This window comes from Pseudacidobacterium ailaaui, assembly GCF_000688455.1.
Classification (GTDB): Bacteria; Acidobacteriota; Terriglobia; order Terriglobales; family Acidobacteriaceae; genus Pseudacidobacterium; species Pseudacidobacterium ailaaui.
Genome location: NZ_JIAL01000001.1, coordinates 189085 through 208233, shown reverse-complemented (window position 1 = coordinate 208233; position 19149 = coordinate 189085). Strand labels below are relative to the sequence as shown.

Genomic DNA, 19149 nt, shown 5'->3' with positions numbered 1-19149 from the left:
AAACAATTCATTACTATTCTGGTGAGCAGGTGCAATCCATGCCGACAGACCGAAGGACGTTTCTTAAACTTCTTACCACTGGCGCACTTAGCGCCACATTTCCTGCCAGTATCCAGAGGGCGCTTGCAATTCCTGCGAACCACCGCAACGGCAACATCACTGATGTTGAGCACATTGTTATCCTGATGCAGGAAAACCGCTCCTTTGACCACTACTTTGGAACACTGCGCGGAGTGCGCGGTTTTGGCGATCCGCGTGCCGTGGTGCTTCCAAACGGAAGGCCGGTTTGGTATCAGTCGCATGGCGAGGGCCATGTACTACCGTTCCATCCCGGAGCGCCGAACCTTGGACTTCAATTTTTGGAAGACCTGCCCCACGACTGGACCACGACACATACTGCATGGAATGAGGGTCACCATGACCGATGGGTGCCCAGCAAAGGCCCAACCACCATGGCATATCTGGTCCGTAGCGATATTCCCTATCACTATGCGCTGGCTGATGCTTTTACGATTTGCGATGCCTACTATTGTTCTTTGATGGGGCCGACGGACCCGAATCGTTACCATATGTGGACAGGCTGGGTTGGAAATGATGGCGAGGGCAATGGCCCGGCAATCGACAACTCAGAAGTGGGATATCTATGGACAACATATCCGGAGCGGCTGGAGAAGGCAGGAATCACCTGGAAAATCTACCAGGACATTGGTACGGGTCTTGATGAAAAGAATGAATGGGGAAGTGCGAAAGACCCGTACATCGGAAATTATGGTGATAACTCACTGCTGTATTTCCGCAGCTATCAGAATGCAGGCCAAGGGCATCCGCTGCACAATCGGGCGAAGACTGGAACGAACATCTCGTCCGGCGGCACACTCTTTGATATTTTCCGCGAAGATGTACGGACTGGTGCCCTGCCACAGGTTTCATGGGTAATTGCGCCAGAGGCATACTCTGAGCATCCCAACTGGCCAGCAAATTATGGGGCGTGGTATATCTCGCAAGTACTTGATGCGTTGACGGCAAATCCAGAGGTCTGGAGCAGAACAGCATTTTTTGTTACCTACGATGAGAATGATGGGTTCTTTGACCATATGGTTCCGCCAACGCCACCGCTTTCACGCGAGTACGGTCTCTCGGCGGTAGACACGGTCCACGAAATTTTCCCTGGAGATGCAAAATATCCAAAAGGGCCTTATGGGTTGGGAGTGCGCGTTCCAATGCTGGTAATCTCGCCGTGGAGTAAAGGGGGATGGGTCAATTCTGAGGTCTTCGACCACACTTCAATGGTTCGCTTTATGGAGCAACGTTTCGGAGTGGAGGAGCCGAACATCACTCCGTGGCGCAGGGCTGTTTGTGGAGACCTCACATCAGCGTTCGATTTTCAATCTCCGAATCATGCAATGATTTCTCTTCCGAGCACGATTGCTTACCGGCCGCCGGATAACAGGAGGTATCCAGACTATAAGCCCGCACCGCCAGTAGAGCAGGTGATACAGGTGCAGGAGCCTGGAACACGGCCAGCGCGATCCCTCCCCTATGAAATTCATGTATTTGGTGAAGCAGATGCAAATAATGGAGTCTTTCGTCTCCATTTCCGGAATACAGGCAAACTTGCCGCCGTGCTTCAGGTGCGTTCCGCAATGGGAGCGCATCTGCCCAGGACCTACACTGTTGGACCGCAACAGGAACTCAGCGATGACTGGAAGGCGAACTCATACGATCTTTCTGTCTACGGACCGAATGGCTTCTTCCGGAGTTTTCAGGGCAGTGTAACCGACGGACTCGAAAGCTCGCTGGAGTATGATGCGGCAGGCAATCGGGTGGCACTGCATCTGCGGAATCGGGGAAGCCAGGTGTGTGAGATACGAATTCTGAATGCCTATACCAAACAGAGCACAGATGTTTCACTGCATCCAGGCAAGGATTGGCATAAGCACTGGCACCTTAAGGAGACGCATGGCTGGTACGACTTCATCATTTTGTCCGGTAATGGATCGGGTCTCCGTCATCAGCTGGCTGGGCACCTTGAAGCCGGGAAAGACAGCGTGAGCGATCCAGCAATCGGGAAAAATCAGGCGTAATCCTGTTTTAGTTGCCGCCATCTCCGCCTAAACGGTCTGGAGCATAAGAGGGCGCAGAGGGTGCGGGAGCCTTGAAGTCTGCTGGAAGGCTGTAATCGCAGCCGGCATTGATATCGTCCTGTGACGGTTTGAGTCCCCAGCAGGACTCATCAGTTTGTGCATCCGTGCTGGAGGGGCGGCGAGCAGATTCGTCAATTGGACCCAAGAGGCCTTTGTCTTCCGCCAGTTTTCCAAAAGCATTGCATTCTTCCTTGCTTAGGGTGACATCCTGGGCGGGTTTGCCTTTGTCCTTTGGATCGGGGACCTGCTCGGTTCCCTGGACAGTGACGGCGCCGAAGCGTAATGGCCGGAAGACACGCTCCCAGGGACGCGGGCCTTTCCCGTTAGAAGCGATGAAGGTATTGACTGCTTCTTCAATATGCGGTCGTATGGGGTCATCTGTGCTCAGGCCAAAGAGCTGCATCCACTCATCGGATGTGGTGCGCTTAAAAAGATCAAGAAACTCTGGCGCCAGGTCGTCTCGCAGGATTTCCTTGCCGATGAGCATCGGAGTAACTTGCTCTGCGGAGTGCAAGCCTGAAGCCACAATTGCATCGCGCAAATGAGGAGAAGGCGGAGCTGGATTGCGTCCGAGCAACTCTGATCGGCCTATGGAGGGTTTGGGCAGGCTGTAACTTTTTCCTCCTGGGACTGCATTGATTACGGAAGCGACAATCTCGGCTGTCTTTTTTGCCCGCGCGAGTGCCAGCGGATCATTGATCTTACGTTCATCTCCTTCCGGAGAGGCGTGGCCAGTGATTGCGGTGATCTGGTAGCCAGGCTTCGCCGCTTCTGTCTTCAGTTTTTCCATATTTGTTTCAGAGGCATTCCGCAAGTATTCCTCCTCCGATGGAGTGGTCTTGTTATATGCGAAATAGTAGCGATACTCTTCCGTCACCGGTTGAGGAATAAGGTGTGGAGGAACGGCTTTCTCATGTTTCATGCAGGAGAACTGCTTTGCTGGAGCAGGGCAGAGGCATTGCGAGCAGCGTTCCTTACGCGCACCTTCGCCGAACGGTATCCGAAGGGAGACGCCTGGTGTGACCTGAGGGGTTTGCCCGCCTGATCTTTCCTGCACGTCAATCGTGCCGCAGAGGCGAACACTATCTGAGAGAGCATAGCACCCGGCCCCAGTGATGTCGCGTGTAGGAGAAAGCAAGTCTTTGCCGCTCAATTCAACACTATATTTGCCATAACGTCCACCCAGATTGACTTCGAGTTGGTTGGGATTGGTTTCTGGAGAGAGTTGGGAAAGCTGACGTATGTATTGCGATTCGAGCCTGACCTGCCATTTACCACCCTGAAAATCAATGCGCGCGTGGCCACCGATGCCGGACCCTGAAATACCTGAGCTTTGGTTTGCGCCTACGGCCTCAACAATGAGGCGTCCCTGAAGGTTTTTGCCCCAGACATTTACATCAATGCCGAGTCGCGCGTCACCGGTAGGTGTAGTACCTTGTGAGAACGAAGTGGCCGTGCGTAGATATGTGTCAAAAGTTGTTTCACCATGGCAGTGGCGGTAAGCAATCGCAAGGCTGTCGAGATCGGGATTGTAAAAGACACCTGTTCTGGTATCGGCGACTTCAGAACAGGGGCAATCGTGAAAGGTACGGGTCACCGAGACGGTGCCTCCATCAGGTAAATCGAGCGTTGCAGAGCGGGACTCGTTCCGCTTTTGTGGCGCCTCGGGAGTCCGACGGAGGGTGAATGCCGAGGCGAGGGTGCCTTGCTGGACGACATGGGCCAATTCGTGCGCCAAAAGCCTCCTGCCATCGGATGAGTTGGGACGGTACGTGCCCGATTGAAAGGCAATGTTGTTTCCGACGGCGTATGCCAGCGCGTTGACGGAACGCGCTGATTCTGAGGCGCGATCATCATTGTGGATGCGTACGTGGCGCAAGTCCACGCCAAAACGCGGCTCAAAAAAGGCGCGGGTGGCGGGGTCGAGCGGTTGACCAGGAGAGCGCAGGACATCATGGACGATAGGTGGGGCTTCTGTTGGAGTAGTTGTATTTGCAGCCTTACGATGAAGCTTTTTCTTGTGCTCGGCTTCTTCGCATTCCTTGCACTTTGTACCGCTGTTCTCACAGGAACATTTGCGGCGCAGGACAGGTGCCGAACGATGCACAGTTGCAGGGAGGGCTGGGTCCGCCATGCGTAGGACCCGGTCGGCCACACGGTCTGCTTCTACTTCAAGAGGATCGGTGGTTTCGCCTATAGCGAGCTTGCGCAACAGCGGTTGGCCTAGCGGTGCGAGCGTGATGTGGGCAACCGATTGGGGAAGCTTGCCGGAATCCGAAGAAATGCATGGCTGCGCGTGTTGAGATTCCAATGGCAGAAATGGCTTGTCTGCTGTTTGATTGCTCGAACTGTGCGACCGAAGAGATGAAGGGCCCTGTTTTCTCATTAATGAAGAAAGAGATTTCATGAGAGACTCCATGCGTGGGAGTGGTCGTTCTGTCCCAAGCGCGCGCATTGGCGGTAGAGATCTGGGTCTTCATGCAGCATGCGGTCTTCCAGGCGCTTTGTAACAAAGGCGCTTTGTTTAGCGTCGCCGAGCAGATGTGTAAATCCGGTGCGCTCTGCTTGTCCGGGACGTAGTGCGACGTCGAGCGATGGAAAAAGATGACGCACATAGAGCCCAGGATATTCTGAGTCTGGCATGAAGCGATGATAGTCAAGGCAAGCCGAGAGCCAGAACTGCTCCAGGATCTGATTGAATCCATCTTTCTCATGGATTTGAGCCCAGGCGCATGCATGATTCGGGCTCATGATGAGGCTCAAGGCAGTTGTGGCGTAATCGCGCAAGAAGGCCGTGTTTACACCACCGAGGATACCGCAATTTTCTTCACGGAAATGGCGTTCCCAGCGGGAACGCGACCATTCCCATTCGGCAGGCAGTGATAGCTGGTGACGGTCGAATAAGCATTCGATGGTGCGTGGGCTGTAATGCTGATCTATGGAGTGCTGTTCGGGGCATTGCGCGAAAACCGGGGCCTGTTCCATGGAGGAAGGGAGCCGTGTCCAGAGAAACACGTCTGTATCCAGGTGAAGGAAAGGCTGGTCTTGAATGCTATAGGCAACCAGCTTGCCTAACGCCCAAAAAGACGGATCAGCATGACGCAGGCGGTCCAGTTCAGTGGAGACGTGTGCAAAGGTCAGGCCGAGGTGGTCGACGAGCAGAGACTTTCCTGCCCGGTCAGTGACAAGCACTGTTTCGGGATAATGCTTACGCGCGAGGCGGAGTGAGAGTCCCCAGGAGAGCAAATGATGAAACTGCGTCTTCCATATCCGTCCTTTGGCGGCCAGGAAGGGTTTGCTCCAGAATGACCAGACAGCACGCATGTTTCTATTCCTTTTGCTCTACTGAATCACTATGTTGGGCTGTACGCCGGTTACAGAAAATGAGACCGATTGCTGAAAGGCCTGCCCGATTGCTGAGGTGATGGACGCTGTCATCTGGAAGGTTTCTGTTGTGCTGGCCCCGGGATTGCCAAGCACAGAGATGGGGATGATGACACTGCTTGTGTTTCTTTTGATTGTGACTGTTGACGGGATGCTCGCAATGGTCCCAACACCTGTGGCTCCCGTAAGTGCAAGAGAAACAGTGGTGTCGGCGATGGCTGGATAATTGACGGTAAGCGTCGCCTGAGGTGTAACGGGTTGTGGTGCAACTCCTGCTGCGGTGCTGGAAGTTACGCCCGTGACCTGGTTGTTTGAGTTAATGGTCACGGTAAGAGCGGGGTAATTTATCGTTAGAGAAGAAAGCAATAACGTCGGGGCCACATAGAACCAGCTTTCAAAATCACTGGCTTTCTCATCATTTCCTGAAGGCAGCTGCAGATCAACGCGCGGCGTGGTCCCATCGGCGCGGAGTGCGGCCTGCCCATAGCTCTGGCCATCAAGGAAAAGCTGGTTTCCGGTGCTGCCAGAAAAAATAGTGCGACCCATCAGGCGGACGCGAGCGCGGGCAAACCATCCGGCAGGGGCTCCAGCAGCCAGCAACGCATTCAGATACAGGACCGTAACGCGCTGCGCGTAGCCCGATTCAAGATAAGGCAATTGCCACAGGACCGTATTGTTATTCACCGTGATGAGGGAATCTGTGATGGTGATGCCTCGCAGGATGGTAGAAGGTGCACCTTCAAATACCGCCCTTTGAAATACGGCAGCAAACTCTTTCGCGGCATCCGTATTGGCCGGTGGCGCAGCGATTTCAAAATCGACGATAAAGTTTGCACTGTTGATCGGTCCTGAAGGGCTGCCGTCCAATGTGACAGTGAGGCCGCTGGCGACAAGCTGGTCAAGGGTGACGATGTCATCGTTTGTCCAACTGATTTGAGTGACGTGCATCGCCTGCGGAGAGACCGGAGCGGTCAGAGCAGTCAATGGTGAGAAGAAACGGCGGCAATCTTCTACCTGGAAGCTTTCTTTTTTCTGGTCCCAGTGAATACAGGCAAGATGGGCTGAATGGACGCGGACCGTTTTTGCAAGCTGCCATAACGCACCATCGCTGTCGCAGGGCGGCCAGTCAATCTGGCCTGAGGCAGTACGGGCAGGAATGGTCCAGTAATCACCAGATTGATAAGTACCCTCGGCGAAGCTGATCTGAATGCCATTTTCGAGGTCAAGCCACGTTCCGGAAGAAAGAGGAATACCGTTGGAGGTGGCAGAGGCGGACATCTGGTCCCAGCGGCGGATGCGCGCGTTGTGGAGCGTATCCACAGGAGAGACAGTGGTGTACATCGTAATGGAATTGGAGGACGGGTCAATGCTCTGGATCTGATACAGATTGCCGGGCTGATTGGGTGTTGGGCCGAAGAGGTATGTATCATCGTAAATTTCAACCCATTGGTTGGGCTGGAAACCCAGGTTTGCGTCAGGACCCAGGCTGTCTACCTGTACGTTTGCGCCGGAAACACCAAGAACAGCGGAAACAACAGATCCGTTCTCGCGAGACCATTTGAACGTGGCGGCGGTTTCATCACCGCCATGGTGGATTTCAACGCGATAGAGTTGGTTTTCAAGACCGCGGTAGCCAGCAGCAGGAATGGGCTGACATCCGCAGGTATCAGATCCCCCACTAGTCTGTGCGCTGAGTTTGCCAGTGCTGGCATCAACTGTTTGAAAGTACATCTGCTCGCAGCAGGTAAGCACATGGATGGGCAGAATTCCGGTTGTACCCGTACTTGCACCGGTGGAAACAGGAGCTGTGCCCGTAGCAGCTCCAGTTCCGCCTGTACCTACACTCACGGGTCGCGTTCCAACAGGCGTAACGCTGGAAACGGGCCGATCGACTACGGTCCCGAGCACAGGAGAAAGAGCACGTTGAGTGAGTGATGGGGCACTCGTGTTTGTAGCCGGCTTGGTGAGAGAAGCCACTACGCGCCAGACCGTTTGGAGACGGGCAGTCGTATCAGCCTGCCCGAGAGCAGGTTCTCGCAGGCAGGGATCATCAAGTGCAGTGACCAGGCGTTGCCATACTTGAAGGAAGATGCGAATGGATGCCTGTCCCTGGGAGCGGCGCAGTTCCGTGAGCATCTCGCTTTCGTTGAGATTGGGATCTATCAGAAATGGCTGCGTGCTCAGGGTGAGGCTGCTGTCCTTGTTCTCGCACAGCAACCCTTGCACATAGTAGCGACCTGTGCCAATTAAGATCTCACCTGTAGAGCTGTCCACGGTGATGGCGAAGCCGGCTTCATTGGCTGGGGCGCCATAGTCTCCAATCACGTCAACGGTTTCTGTGCGCCGAAGATAGTCGTGAATGGCGCACTGTTCATTCGAGTCGGCGTCAAGGGCCACGCGCCCTTGCTGCTCGAGTACGGCTGTGTACTGCTTCTTGGGTGAGAATCGGATACGGCTGAAGTCGCCTTTCATAACGTGCACCTGCTTTAAATCAGATTTGCGCCAATACCTGTGAAACCATGCTCCTCGGCCTCGTCTTCGCAACATGTCATGGCGCGTTGTGGCCCGTAATAGGACGGAGTTGGAGGCAGAGGATGTTCAGCAAGCGGACGAGAGGGAATGAGAAAAATTCCGCTTTCAAGACCAAAGGGAAGATACTCAGGGGCACGCAACTGCACATTGCGGACCGCTTCGGTTTCCTGGATCTGGTTGTACGCGCCAATCTGCGAGCCGTTGTCTGCGCCTTGCCAGATGGCGAGTGGGGTTCGGCCGCTAAGGAGCATATAGGACGGATCGCCATAGCGGCGCGTGATGAACTGCGGTTTGAGTGCTGCTTCGCTATCAGCATCGGCGGGTAAGCATTTGTAGCGGCGCGGGGTGATGGAATTCGCAGGAACAAAGCAGAAGCGCATGCAGCCGGTTTGCTGACGGCTGCACCAGATGGGTGCAGGCCACGGGTCGCGTCGTGCAAGCCGTGCGTAGAAGATGGTATTCGATGCCATGCTCATCGTGCGAGTATGTACTTTGCCGATGATGGTGCTGTCTTCGATATGAAGGTCTGCGCCAGGGGAGGCGAGGTCACTTCCCGCATAGGCAACACAGCATGGTGAGGTGCTGTCTACAATGCTGGAACAGATTCGTGTGGATCCGCCGGGGGCAGCAGCAATTGGGCCGGAGATACAGCGGGTGAGTGAGAGGATTGTGTTTACTGCATGAATAAAAATGCTGGGTTCGCCCGGGGCCCGGGGTTCGCCGTCCGTGTTAAGCGCAAGACCAGGAACGAAAGTGCAGTCCATAAGCTGGACACTTGCAGCCGAGCCTGTGATGGAAAGCTGGCCGGCAATCCAGAGGCCACTCAGGACGAGCTGTCCTGTTGAGGCAGCATTGACTGTAATGTTTCCAGACAGAGTAGTGCGTGAATTGGCAAAGGTCACGTCTTGTGGAGCAACAGTATGGGTTTCCGCCGCTACTATAGAAAGCTGTCCACCTTCAGGAATCTGGATAGCATTTGTTCCGGTCAGGTCTATTGTGAAGGACTCAAAATTAGGCAGAATAATAAGCCCCGTGGTGCCTGGTGCCTGCTGGTTCCACAGTGCAATGGCTGCTTCCAGCGTTGGTGTTTCCTGTGATCCTACTACACAAAGGAAAGGCAGCTTCATGGGATTGAGGCGGGGCAAGCTGGCGGATCGGTCATACGGCCCACCACCCAAGGGGGCCGGAAAGCCGTAGCAGTAATTTAGCCGCAGAGATTGTGGCCGCAGAAGATCGTCGGCGAACTGGATACGTCCAAGTTCCGGATCGATAGAGATTTTCCCGGCTGGCGTAGCAGTCCATGCAGAAAGATTGCAGCAGACAATCTGTGAAAGAGGCAAAGGTTGGCCATCAGCAAAGAGTTCCATGCTGCTTCCGTAAAAGGCCCTGGGATCTTTGCCAAATTCGCGTCGTGTAACGGGTTGCGGCACATCCATGCGCGTGGTGAGACGGCTGAATGAGGCTCGAACCGTGGGTCGCGAAAAAAGCGGTATATTCTGTCCGAGAGCGCTGAACATGTAGCGTCCTTTGCCGAGAGGAAATGCCTCAGCATTGGTGATTTGCCAGCTTTGCCAACGCCACAGCCAGATACCAATATCGGGAATGTTAAAGCGTCCAGGGCCATGCAGGGCAATCTCAAGTGGCGTCGTGTTCGGATCGCTTACGACCCGGTTGCGCGGAGCGATGCGGCGTACATCCGTTGTGCGACTTTGTGTGTCGAATGCCGTGTTGAGTTTCTCAATTTGGTCTTCGTACCGCAGGTTGACGGTAGCTGCGTGGTGCGATCGCACGTGACGCATGCTTTCCGTGGTGATGAGCCGGTGGAAGTATTCAACGGCGACAGACTCACGGCCAGATACGTCTTTTGCTACTTGTTCCAGCGCAATCAGAGTTCCCTTGCGGCGGCGATAGCCTATGGTATTGGCAACCTCCGCGCGGCTAGCAATGTTTGCCGCCGCGACATCATAAATAGAGTTGTACCCAATGAGGTCGCCGATATAGGAGACCACCCATGGCGCGCATGTCTCGATGAACTGGTCATCGTAAAGCTGTTCGATGTTATCTTCAATGATCGCAGCCTGCTGCGCCATAACAGCAAAGAGCGATTGAAGCTGGCCTCCTGCGGCAGCATCGCGTGTGCGGTATACCGCGGGCAGCAAGGCGTACAGTTGCTCTGCGTCAAGGCTCATGACCACACTCCAAGATTGCTGAAGGTTACTGGATCGAGTAGCAACATCTGCGCGGGCTGCGGTGTTTGGTTGAACTGGGTAGCGTGCAGAAATTGCGACGCCGGGAACCGGTGCAAAGGAAATCTGAAAATAGGAACACGCAGCCGCATTGCAGGTGAAGAGGCGCAGAGTACAGGAGGGACGATGGATGAGAGTGGTTCGCTGCTCAGGCCGAGCGACTGAAGTTGGACGGCAACTACTCCGGGAGTTTGCTGGATCAGCTCGATGATTTCGCTCGCCACGACATTTTGACCGAGCTGGCGGGTGCTGAAGGAGAATGCCTCTGTCAGGTTCTGCCAGATATTGGAGAGTACAAGCGAAGACAAGTAGTCGCTGTCAACACGAATTTGTGCCGCAAAGCGGAAAAGTACTGGCGAATAAGAGACGACTTTTAAGGGTACGTATGGATTGCCCTGCGTGCGTAAGGCCTGCACAAGATGATGAATGACGTCGTCGTCGGGATGAAGCACTGCGCCATTCTCTCCAGCCACGGTGAGGTAGATGCCGCGCGTATTGCCGAACCATGTCCATGTGGCAAGGGCCTTCGCAATTCCAGCAAAAGCAAGAGCGTAGTTCTGGTAGTCATCAAGCGAGACGATGCGGTTGAGCGTGAGCGTAGGTAGTGGCGCGCTGGTGCGGGCGTCATCGGCTGATGCAGGATCGGCCGCTCCGGATGCTGGACTTGGGTTGATGGCAGACTTGAGGCCCTGCGGGCGGTCCAACGGCTGTGAAAGCTTCCCAGCCTGCACCATCCCGGCGCTGCCGATTCCTTTGCGATATACAGCGCGAATGTTGGCCTGTCCGGTTGGCGTGCGCGAGCCATTCACGCCATTTCCAAACTGCACAACCACTTTGCCTGCTGCATTTACGCGAGTTACGAAGACACGGTCGGCCGGGCCGGACGAGAGAAGGTTCGGGACTTCTTGCCATTGCAGATTGTTTACCCAGACCTGAAGCGTGGATTGAGAGCCGTTTCCCTTTGGCGCAGAGACATAGGTTAACGGGACCTGCTTGAGCGTAAATTCAAGCGCAGCGTTGCTTGCATCACCATTGCCCAGAATTTCCTGGACAGTTTCGCCATGTGTTGCATCCACCGCATTGGCATTCACCGTGACCGTGGTGCGGTCGTAGATGCGCGCAAGAGGTTGTAGAAGTGCGAGAGAGGTGATGTCGCCTTGGACAGAAGGCGTCTGCACGAGTGCCGCCTCACTTACAGTTGGGTCCGCAGCATCAGAAGGAAGCAGAGTGATCTTGTCCGCCAGCAGCGATCCCGGAATGCCGCTGAGAGTAATGACACTCCAGAGCGAGCTTCCGGTGGCAGGGTCAACTGCAGGTGGAAAGCTATCTACAAGAAAAATTTGTCCGTCGGAAACCTGCAGTGTTGCTGCTGCATATGTCGGGGTAAAGATCGCGTTTGAGCCTGAGGCTACCTGCAGTCGCAGGCGTTTTCCGAAGACCCCAATGGGCTGACCGGAAGCGATCTGTTGCCCTCCGACGACCGAAAGAACTGTGCCTTCAACCGGCGTAAGCATTCCGGCTTGTTTTGTGTATTTGCTATCGAGGTCCCAGGCAATGAGCGGTTGCGTGGCAGGAGATAACTGTACACTCTGGACATACGCTGTGATGTCGCGGGTTTCGCTTACAAACTTGCCCACAACTGTTTGCGTTGAGAACGACCTGTTTCCAGTAAGAATCTCACCCAGAGTCAGAGTGAGCTGGGTTGTTTTTGCATTGAGGGTGAAAGCATTCGGGTTGGACTCAACCGGCGCAGCACTGATCTGAAAAAAAGATGTATAGCCCAGTCCGGTGAGAATTACCCATTGTCCTGAATCCAGGCCGGAATAAGATGCGTCGAGATTGATTCGGCCGTCGTTGTTATAGATTTTGGTGAAGTCCCAGTCACTCCCACCGCTGACGTAGCCTTTGATCCTGGTCGGATCGATTCCTGTGTTATTACCGTTTGGCAGTAAGGCCATCGCTGGTGCCTGTACTCCATAAAGCGCAGCTTTCTTGCGGAAAACATATAGGCTTATGGCGGATGCATTTTGGTCCAGAGCGTTCGCAAAGTCAGTGTCTGCGGAATTAGCAGAAGGGCCGTCAAAAGGAGCATTCCATGTAATCTGTGTCTTCCCGGAATTCGCGTCAATCAAAACATTGGTGATATAACGCACATCGCCAACATTTGGAGATGTGGACGTGCCCGCGGCGTTGCTCACAAATAACAATGCATCGCCAACTTGAATGTTGTTGGCAGTACCTTCAATCCAGGTGCTTGTATCGCCCGCGTTCAATACCCAGGGTTGAACAGTCTGTGCCGGAAGTGCATTCCATGCAATGACGGCAGTCAGGTCTGACGACGTTTCAAAGACCTGCGGTGTTTCACCGGGACCTGGAACACTTTGTACGCGAGTCCCCGCCGGGATAAGCACATTGTCTGGCGAGCCTGGAGTGTTACTCAGCGTGAAAGCGAGAACATCAGAGGCTGCAACTCCCGGGGAAGGCACGAATCCTACAAGGCGGGCCAGTTCAAACACAGACCGCTGTTCCATCGCAGTACGCAGATATGCCTCATTGGCAAAGCGTTCCTGGTAAAAGGTGAGAATATCGCAGACCACAGCCCATGCATCGAGCAAGGCAATGGAAAAATCAGAGGAATTACGAGTACGCAGCAGGGCCAGGGCCGGATAATCAGGATTTGAAAGTGAGGCAAGCAGGCTGGCCCGAAAGCTGCTGTATGTTCCCGTCCGATAGACAATCTCTGAAAGAGCAGGACGGTTGTTGATGATCTGCGGGGTCTCAATGCTGATACCTTCGCAGCAGCCACAAAGCTGTTGTTCCTGAATGATGCACTCCCCGTTCATTTGCCACCATCCATGTGCAAAATGAAGATGCCGTGATCGAGGCGGTCCGGATCATTGTCGCAACGGGCAATCTCAAGACGCCCCATGGAGAGGTAACCCTGTGTAACTCCGATGGGTGATGGATCATCCATGCGCTCAAATACTGTGAGCGTCGCGGAAATAACGCCTTCCACCGATTGTGCTGCAGCAACCAACGGACTGGCATAGACCGTCTGCCCAAAGCTGAAGTTGTCTGGATTGAGAAGACCTGGCTTTCCACTGCATTGATTTCCGGTGATGAACAGGTGAAGGAGCGCTTCCTCCACATCGCTCTGGAAGTGGTCTGACGCGACGCATATCTCCATTTCAATACGCAAGCCAATGATCTTTGCGCTTTCTACCTCAATGTCGACCCCCATCATGCGCCGCGTGTTGAGAGTGTCTTTCACAGCGGTGATAAGGGCAGGAGATACGGCAGTGGCAGGTGAAACGGAGACAAATGCAGTGTGCCAGCTTCCTGTCCAGCGTAAAGTGCCGCGTGCTTCACCTACGTCTGGGATGGTCATTGCCTGTGCGCCATAATCATCTTCGGTCACTGCCCGCAATTGTGTTTGGAAGCTGAAGGGAGCATACTGCCGGATGTGCTCCATGTCTTCAGGGTCTACGCCGCCTGCCGCAGCCAGAGGATTGCGCACGCGAGTGATGCCGGGCACTGGTGTGATGACATGCGCGAGCGTGTCACGCCCGATGTTCCCCGTGCTGCCGTTTCCGATGCGGTACATTGCACGGAAACGCTGCCCGGTTTCCGGAGCCATGCCGTATTGTCCATCTCCAAAACGCAGAAAGACGCTCCCATCTTGCTCGATTTCGGGCACACAGACGCGTTCGTTGTCATCACTGGAAAGCAGATCAGGAGGTGATGGAATCGTCCAGGATTGACCATCATCGCTTTGAATCTGAATCTGTGGTTGTGCTGCAACCGTAGACGGAGGTGGAGCGAGAAATGTTGAGGCCGGAGCCGAAGCATCATATTCCAACGCAAAAGTAAGCGGCGAATGTGCTAGCTCCGGGTAGTATCGTGGCTGTTTTCCTGGGGGAGCAAGTTGCCCGGAGCAACTGCAGGTGGTTGCTGGATTTGGTGCTGAAGACGCGGCCGGGACTTCGCCAAGGTCTTCCCATGCGTCAAGCCAGACGCCGTGGTCAGCAGGAACAATATTACCGCGCGCCACACTGACGTTGGAGACAGAGATGGTCGTTCCCTCGTCATTCACAAACGCAGAAGAGATGCACAGTGGAAAAGGAAGCGCATCTTGCTGCATCCACCAGATGCGCGTGATGGGCTGGAGCGTCAACGGGTCGAGCAGAAACGTGTTTTCAAATTCATACTCAACCCGGATAAGTTGTACGGCCCAACGGTGTGTAGGATCGGCGTCGGCTACGTTTCCTGTTTGGGGACCGACGACCTCTTCAAAGATAAGGACTGCACCTGGAGCTAAGCTCGTGAGGGTCCCCGTGAGGGTGGCCTCCGTTGCGCCGGAAGGCAGACAACAGTTCGTGTCGCTCCAGGTATAGAAGTACATTTCGTTCTGCTCGCTACAGAGCGTTGCATCCGCCATGCTGGCGAAAACAGGCTGCGCGCTCGTTTCAAGCTGCTGTGCGGCAGCGCTTTCGGGTTTTGCAGACGCGGGAAGTCCTGGCGTACACACATAAAAGAGAGTGCCCTGAGGAAGCGAAATTGTATTCCCGGATACTGTAAGGGCCACCCAGACCCGTGCATTCGCACCTTCGTTGATGGAGTAATCTACGAGCCGCGCATGACGACGCAGAGAAATGCGGCTGCGGGCTGTGCCAATGTATGCCTCTGTGCTGACCGCATCCTGTTGGTAACTAAGGTGGTCGGCGGCATACGCCAGCGTTTCGACCATCGCAATGCCGATATCAGGAACATGGCTCTCAGACCATCTTGGAACTAAAGTGGCCAACCGGTCGAGCATCACCTGGCGGAAGCGATCGTAATCCTTAGCTAGATAGTTGATGTCAGGAGAAGGTGTGACTGTGGGTGCACAGCAGTTGTCTGGAGCGCAATCGGCAGCACTGAGGCATCCGGCCTTAAAAGAAAATGTCACGGTGGAAAGTGCCGGATCGAAGCCCGTAGGTGGTTCTGCGGATCCTGGAGATGCAACGAGCGAAAGCGTGTAAGTAGAGAAATCTCCTGTGTGATTCAGCATGACAGTGATTACATTGGGCTGGTCGTCTGTTCCGGGAAAAACAGCAATGGCACTGATGGCGGCGCTGTCCGGACCGCCTGAAACAGCAATCTGCAAAGGTGTAAGAGAAAGACCACGCGCATCTTTCAGCATGGTGAGCGCGAGTTTTTTCCCGCATGGGCTGTCGATCACTTCAAGAAAATCAATGCCGTTAAGCGAAGGGTCCTGGAGCACAAGTGCGCGGCGGTTTTTCTGGGAGCAGAAATAGATCATGGTGTTCCTCCGCCGTATACGAACTGTTGAGTTTGCTGTTGCTGCGACTGAATGATGGTGTACTGCACGGTGACCAGTAATGTTGCATCCTCTGCTGTGACAATAACGGACCGTACGCGAATCAGATCAGAGAGCCATTGCTGAAGTGATGCCTGGATGACCTGCTGCTGCGCCGCAGCAAGCACATCGCTGTTCGGATCAAAGACAAGCTGTGCGGTCCCAGTACCAAAGGTGGGGCGGTTGACGCGTTCTCCGGGCGAAGTGAAAAGCAGTTGCTCGATCATGTCACGGATGTGCGAGGCGGCATCTGTCTGTGCTGTTCGGCCGGTTGGATCGAATCGATAGGGAAAAGCAAGGTTCATTGTTTGCCTCACATGGCAGTGACCCGTGTCTGGGTGACTACGGGAATTAACGGAGTTCCCGTGGGGACGCAGATGGAAGTGCCGCTTTGTACTAAAAGCGGCTGACCAAAAGAAGTCACGCGGGTTGTGCCTGTAATCCATTGCGCCGTCACACAAGGCGGAATGGGGGGCGGTACCAGCGGACATCCAGTAATGACCCAGGGGCCCGTAAGGAGTAGTGACGCCATACCATTCATCGTTACGGAAGGATTCGGTGCAGTTGGCTGTGCCTGTCCGCCGTGGCTGCACATCACTGTAGCTCCTTGCTGAACCAGAAAACCCGGCATTGCAATCTTCCTTTCTAAACCACTTCCAGAGCGCCTTCATTGAAGGTGATTGTGGGGCCAGTCATCGCAATGGTTGCACCTTGCCCATTACTGATTGTGATTCCGGTATCGGTGATGGAAATCATGGCCCCGGTTGCTGACTTGAGCAGGATTCCTCCCGTAGGTCCGGGTACATCGCTGATCATCAATGTGTTCTGGCCCGTGGTCTGAAGAACGATCTGTTGTAGTACGGGAGGAGCAGCGAGTGCGAGCGATGGAACTTCTGATGCTGATCCCCAGAAGCAACCCACCCAAATCGGATAATCAATATCGCCTTGCTCAAACTCGACCCAGACGCCGGAGCCGATGGCGGGCACGACATACATTCCCGATTGGATGCCCGCAAACGGAAGGCACGGCATGGCCCAGGTAGAGGGAAGAATGTTGGACACATCCGGGACCTGTACCATTAAGCGGCCCATTTGCATGGGGTCAATGTTGTCAAGCACCATTCCACGATATTTGCCGTAGTATTTTGCCATCCTAGACTCCTAAAACGGCATGGTTGGAACAAGCGGTACATTTGAAATCAGCGCATTTCTGCGCAGTGTGAAGTCCTGCTTATATTCCCCAGGCTTGATGTAATGCTTGGTGCTGTTGACGTAATGCAGGCCATCGAAGGCCGGTCCGGCTCCGCGGACTCCGACCAGACTGCGCGCATTCAGAATTTGCCCATAACGTAATACATCGAGCGAACCTTCGCCTGTAACAATGTCTGCCGAATCGGAGGCTTTGGCCATGCCCCGCATCAATGCCTGGGCGGGAGACGCTTTGGCTGTGTCGGTCAACGGTTCAATTTTTTGTGGGGCCGCAACCGCCAGTCCCAACGGAGGATTGAGCGGTGTTATCGGTGGAATCGCAATCGGAATGGTGGCCTTTGTGGTCGGTTCTTGGATATACACGATTGGCAGCACTGCGTCTTTGGGTTGGTAATGGAATGTGAGGTTCTCTACGTTGGTCCATGCATCAAGGTTTACGTTCAACGCTGGCTGTGGGACCCCGACTTTGACTTGCGGTCCCCAATACGCTTGGCTTGTTCCGGGCACAGGCCCCGGCTGGACGTAAAAGACATAGCCTGCTTCTTGCGCAAGCTGATTGATATAGGCAAAATCAGTACCTTTTTGCGTGGGTATTCTTTCAACGGGAACTTCGATGTCTGGCGTGATGACCGGCATGACTTCGGGAACAATGCCGAAAGCGGCGTATTTGCCGAGGATTGTAAGCACACGAAGGTCTGGCGTCATGCCTGGAAAAGGTAGACCAGTAAAATCAACCAGGTCCATCATGGCGGAGAGGTCGTGTCCACTGACAACCAGCTTTGAGGAGCCGCGCATTGCGTCAGGAACCACCTCGTGGTGCTCAATAATCCCGTCCATAATGGCCTGCGGAAGCCCGCCCAGCGTGACAACAATGACCACGCGCAATAAAGGGACAGGGGAGTTGGCCGTCAGCAGAAAGAAGGTCTGCAGAAGTGAATTATCTGACAGTGTAAAAGTTAACTGAAAACCACTGCGGCCTGTGGCAGACACCTCTATCTCCACTGACGTAAGCGCATCAATGAGAGGCTTGGGCACAGGGAGAGGGACCATCGGCCCTGTTAGCAGCGTGAGGTAGAGTCCACTAGCCATTGCGTGCTCCTGCAGGAACTCCAGCTGCGAGAGGAATCACAATTGTGCGGCCTGCCTGTGCAGTCAATTCATCTGGATCACTGGTGCCGTTTACGTCACAGATCACCCACCAAAGCGTGGGATCGCCGAGAAATTTTGATGCAAGATTGTCCAGGCGGTCTCCATCTACAACGACATAGTTCTGGATAGACGTGTAAATGCCCGGCTGCGGAAGAATGCGGCGTGCCAGATATTTGACAGGCGTGCCGTTCGCTAGCGTAAGAGCCTTTACTGCTGCGCCATAATAGCGACTGTTATTGTTCGTGGTTGTACCGTTTCCGGCGGCGGACTGAATAAGCGAGGAAAGTGCAGTGTCCATCCTGGTCTCCGTTTCATCACGACAATTGGGCCATGGTTTCCTGGCCGATCTGATATGCCATATAAAGCGCGCCTGCTGGCGTAAGGAAGCCAACATCATTCACATTCAGTACGCGCATGTTGAGCGTGACTTTGGCGCGAATTGGGTTGAGTTGCGGATCAAAGGCCTCTTCCATCACTTCGATGTCTGTTATGCGTATCGGAGTGATGCGGTTCTTGCTCCAGGCAAAGAGTGTCAGCGCCGATTCCATTGGAAGGATCTCAATTGTGCCGAGTAGCGAAAGGACTTCATTTGCGATCAAAACATCGCTGGATGGATAGACAAGTAACTCTAAAGCTGAGAGCTGTGGCTGAATGCCAAATGCGAGTGTGTTCGCATCTCCCTGCGCCAGCAGGTCGGTTGCGTCAATTTCTGCTTCGCACTTGATGGTCTCAATCGGCGGACCTTTCAGACGTAACACCTCCGTGCGGTCCGGCTGCTCCCCCACACTTTGCGGTTTCAGCGAACGAGTAATGGAATCCGGATTGTATTGCAGCAGAATCTTTCCTAAAGGCACGCCTGTGTTGGGGTCAACCGAAAGGATGGCACCTTTACGAAGAATCGGTGAAATGTCAGGCATGGATGTTCTCCTTGTTGCGTCCTTCAAACGAAGGAAGGTGCTTTGTTTTCTTAGCACCGCTCAGGGCCAGCAACGTGGCTGGGACGTCAGGTCGCAGCTTTAGAAAAATTCTTCGCGCTATATGACGGGCGGTCTGTTCAGGAGTGGACCCAGGAGGTAATGTCCCTGTATCAATGCGTCCTATGCTTGTTACAGTTGACCAGTCTTGA

At 54.3% G+C, this 19149-nt stretch carries 13 protein-coding genes; 1 reads left to right on the top strand and 12 read right to left on the bottom strand.

Annotation, left to right across the window (positions count from 1 at the left end; translation table 11 throughout):
* Positions 1-38 precede the first annotated feature (38 nt).
* Positions 39-2084, top strand: coding sequence for a phosphocholine-specific phospholipase C (locus N655_RS0100870; protein ID WP_026441472.1), 2046 nt, complete (start codon positions 39-41; stop codon positions 2082-2084).
* 7 nt (positions 2085-2091) lie between these two features.
* On the opposite strand, the gene N655_RS19595 is transcribed toward N655_RS0100870, so the two are convergent.
* From N655_RS19595 to N655_RS16600, 12 genes are all read right to left on the bottom strand, one after another.
* On the bottom strand, positions 2092-4455 hold the full coding sequence (locus tag N655_RS19595; protein ID WP_049961169.1) for an eCIS core domain-containing protein: 2364 nt from the start codon (positions 4453-4455) through the stop codon (positions 2092-2094).
* 92 nt (positions 4456-4547) lie between these two features.
* The gene (locus N655_RS19590) at positions 4548-5468 is read right to left on the bottom strand and encodes a DUF6734 family protein (protein WP_049961168.1); all 921 of its coding nucleotides are present in this window, start codon (positions 5466-5468) and stop codon (positions 4548-4550) included.
* Positions 5469-5486: 18 nt separating this feature from the next.
* A complete protein-coding gene (locus tag N655_RS0100850; protein ID WP_026441471.1) occupies positions 5487-8000 on the bottom strand; it encodes a DUF6519 domain-containing protein in 2514 nt (837 codons plus the stop codon).
* A 14-nt stretch (positions 8001-8014) separates the two neighbouring features.
* A complete protein-coding gene (locus tag N655_RS0100845) occupies positions 8015-10249 on the bottom strand; it encodes a hypothetical protein (protein ID WP_026441470.1) in 2235 nt (744 codons plus the stop codon).
* A complete protein-coding gene (locus N655_RS0100840) occupies positions 10246-13149 on the bottom strand; it encodes a putative baseplate assembly protein (RefSeq protein ID WP_026441469.1) in 2904 nt (967 codons plus the stop codon). The genes N655_RS0100845 and N655_RS0100840 overlap by 4 nt, the downstream gene beginning before the upstream one ends.
* Entirely contained in the window at positions 13146-15608 is a 2463-nt protein-coding gene (locus tag N655_RS0100835; protein WP_026441468.1) for a putative baseplate assembly protein, read from the bottom strand. Before N655_RS0100835 ends, N655_RS0100840 begins: the two co-directional genes overlap by 4 nt.
* Positions 15605-15970 carry a GPW/gp25 family protein gene (locus N655_RS0100830; protein WP_026441467.1) on the bottom strand — a complete coding sequence of 122 codons (366 nt, stop codon included), beginning with the start codon at positions 15968-15970 and terminating at the stop codon, positions 15605-15607. Before N655_RS0100830 ends, N655_RS0100835 begins: the two co-directional genes overlap by 4 nt.
* Before the next feature lie 8 nt (positions 15971-15978).
* The gene (locus N655_RS20150) at positions 15979-16296 is read right to left on the bottom strand and encodes a hypothetical protein (protein ID WP_081823496.1); all 318 of its coding nucleotides are present in this window, start codon (positions 16294-16296) and stop codon (positions 15979-15981) included.
* Between the two features lie 14 nt (positions 16297-16310).
* Positions 16311-16817, bottom strand: coding sequence for a phage baseplate assembly protein V (locus N655_RS0100825; RefSeq protein ID WP_026441466.1), 507 nt, complete (start codon positions 16815-16817; stop codon positions 16311-16313).
* Positions 16818-16826: 9 nt separating this feature from the next.
* Positions 16827-17963, bottom strand: coding sequence for a hypothetical protein (locus N655_RS0100820; protein WP_026441465.1), 1137 nt, complete (start codon positions 17961-17963; stop codon positions 16827-16829).
* Complete coding sequence (locus tag N655_RS0100815; RefSeq protein ID WP_026441464.1) at positions 17956-18321, bottom strand: LysM peptidoglycan-binding domain-containing protein; 366 nt, start codon at positions 18319-18321, stop codon at positions 17956-17958. Before N655_RS0100815 ends, N655_RS0100820 begins: the two co-directional genes overlap by 8 nt.
* 16 nt (positions 18322-18337) lie before the next feature.
* Complete coding sequence (locus N655_RS16600) at positions 18338-18940, bottom strand: hypothetical protein (protein ID WP_044933748.1); 603 nt, start codon at positions 18938-18940, stop codon at positions 18338-18340.
* Between the last annotated feature and the right edge of the window lie 209 nt (positions 18941-19149).

What these genes read in the sequence shown, in the direction of transcription:
- N655_RS0100870 (WP_026441472.1), top strand. Translation starts at nt 39, where the DNA reads ATGCCGACAGACCGAAGGACGTTTCTTAAACTTCTTACCACTGGCGCA.
- N655_RS19590 (WP_049961168.1), bottom strand. Translation starts at nt 5,468, where the DNA reads ATGCGTGCTGTCTGGTCATTCTGGAGCAAACCCTTCCTGGCCGCCAAA.
- N655_RS0100850 (WP_026441471.1), bottom strand. Translation starts at nt 8,000, where the DNA reads ATGAAAGGCGACTTCAGCCGTATCCGATTCTCACCCAAGAAGCAGTAC.
- N655_RS0100845 (WP_026441470.1), bottom strand. Translation starts at nt 10,249, where the DNA reads ATGAGCCTTGACGCAGAGCAACTGTACGCCTTGCTGCCCGCGGTATAC.
- N655_RS0100840 (WP_026441469.1), bottom strand. Translation starts at nt 13,149, where the DNA reads ATGAACGGGGAGTGCATCATTCAGGAACAACAGCTTTGTGGCTGCTGC.
- N655_RS0100835 (WP_026441468.1), bottom strand. Translation starts at nt 15,608, where the DNA reads ATGATCTATTTCTGCTCCCAGAAAAACCGCCGCGCACTTGTGCTCCAG.
- N655_RS0100830 (WP_026441467.1), bottom strand. Translation starts at nt 15,970, where the DNA reads ATGAACCTTGCTTTTCCCTATCGATTCGATCCAACCGGCCGAACAGCA.
- N655_RS20150 (WP_081823496.1), bottom strand. Translation starts at nt 16,296, where the DNA reads ATGCCGGGTTTTCTGGTTCAGCAAGGAGCTACAGTGATGTGCAGCCAC.
- N655_RS0100825 (WP_026441466.1), bottom strand. Translation starts at nt 16,817, where the DNA reads ATGGCAAAATACTACGGCAAATATCGTGGAATGGTGCTTGACAACATT.
- N655_RS0100820 (WP_026441465.1), bottom strand. Translation starts at nt 17,963, where the DNA reads ATGGCTAGTGGACTCTACCTCACGCTGCTAACAGGGCCGATGGTCCCT.
- N655_RS0100815 (WP_026441464.1), bottom strand. Translation starts at nt 18,321, where the DNA reads ATGGACACTGCACTTTCCTCGCTTATTCAGTCCGCCGCCGGAAACGGT.
- N655_RS16600 (WP_044933748.1), bottom strand. Translation starts at nt 18,940, where the DNA reads ATGCCTGACATTTCACCGATTCTTCGTAAAGGTGCCATCCTTTCGGTT.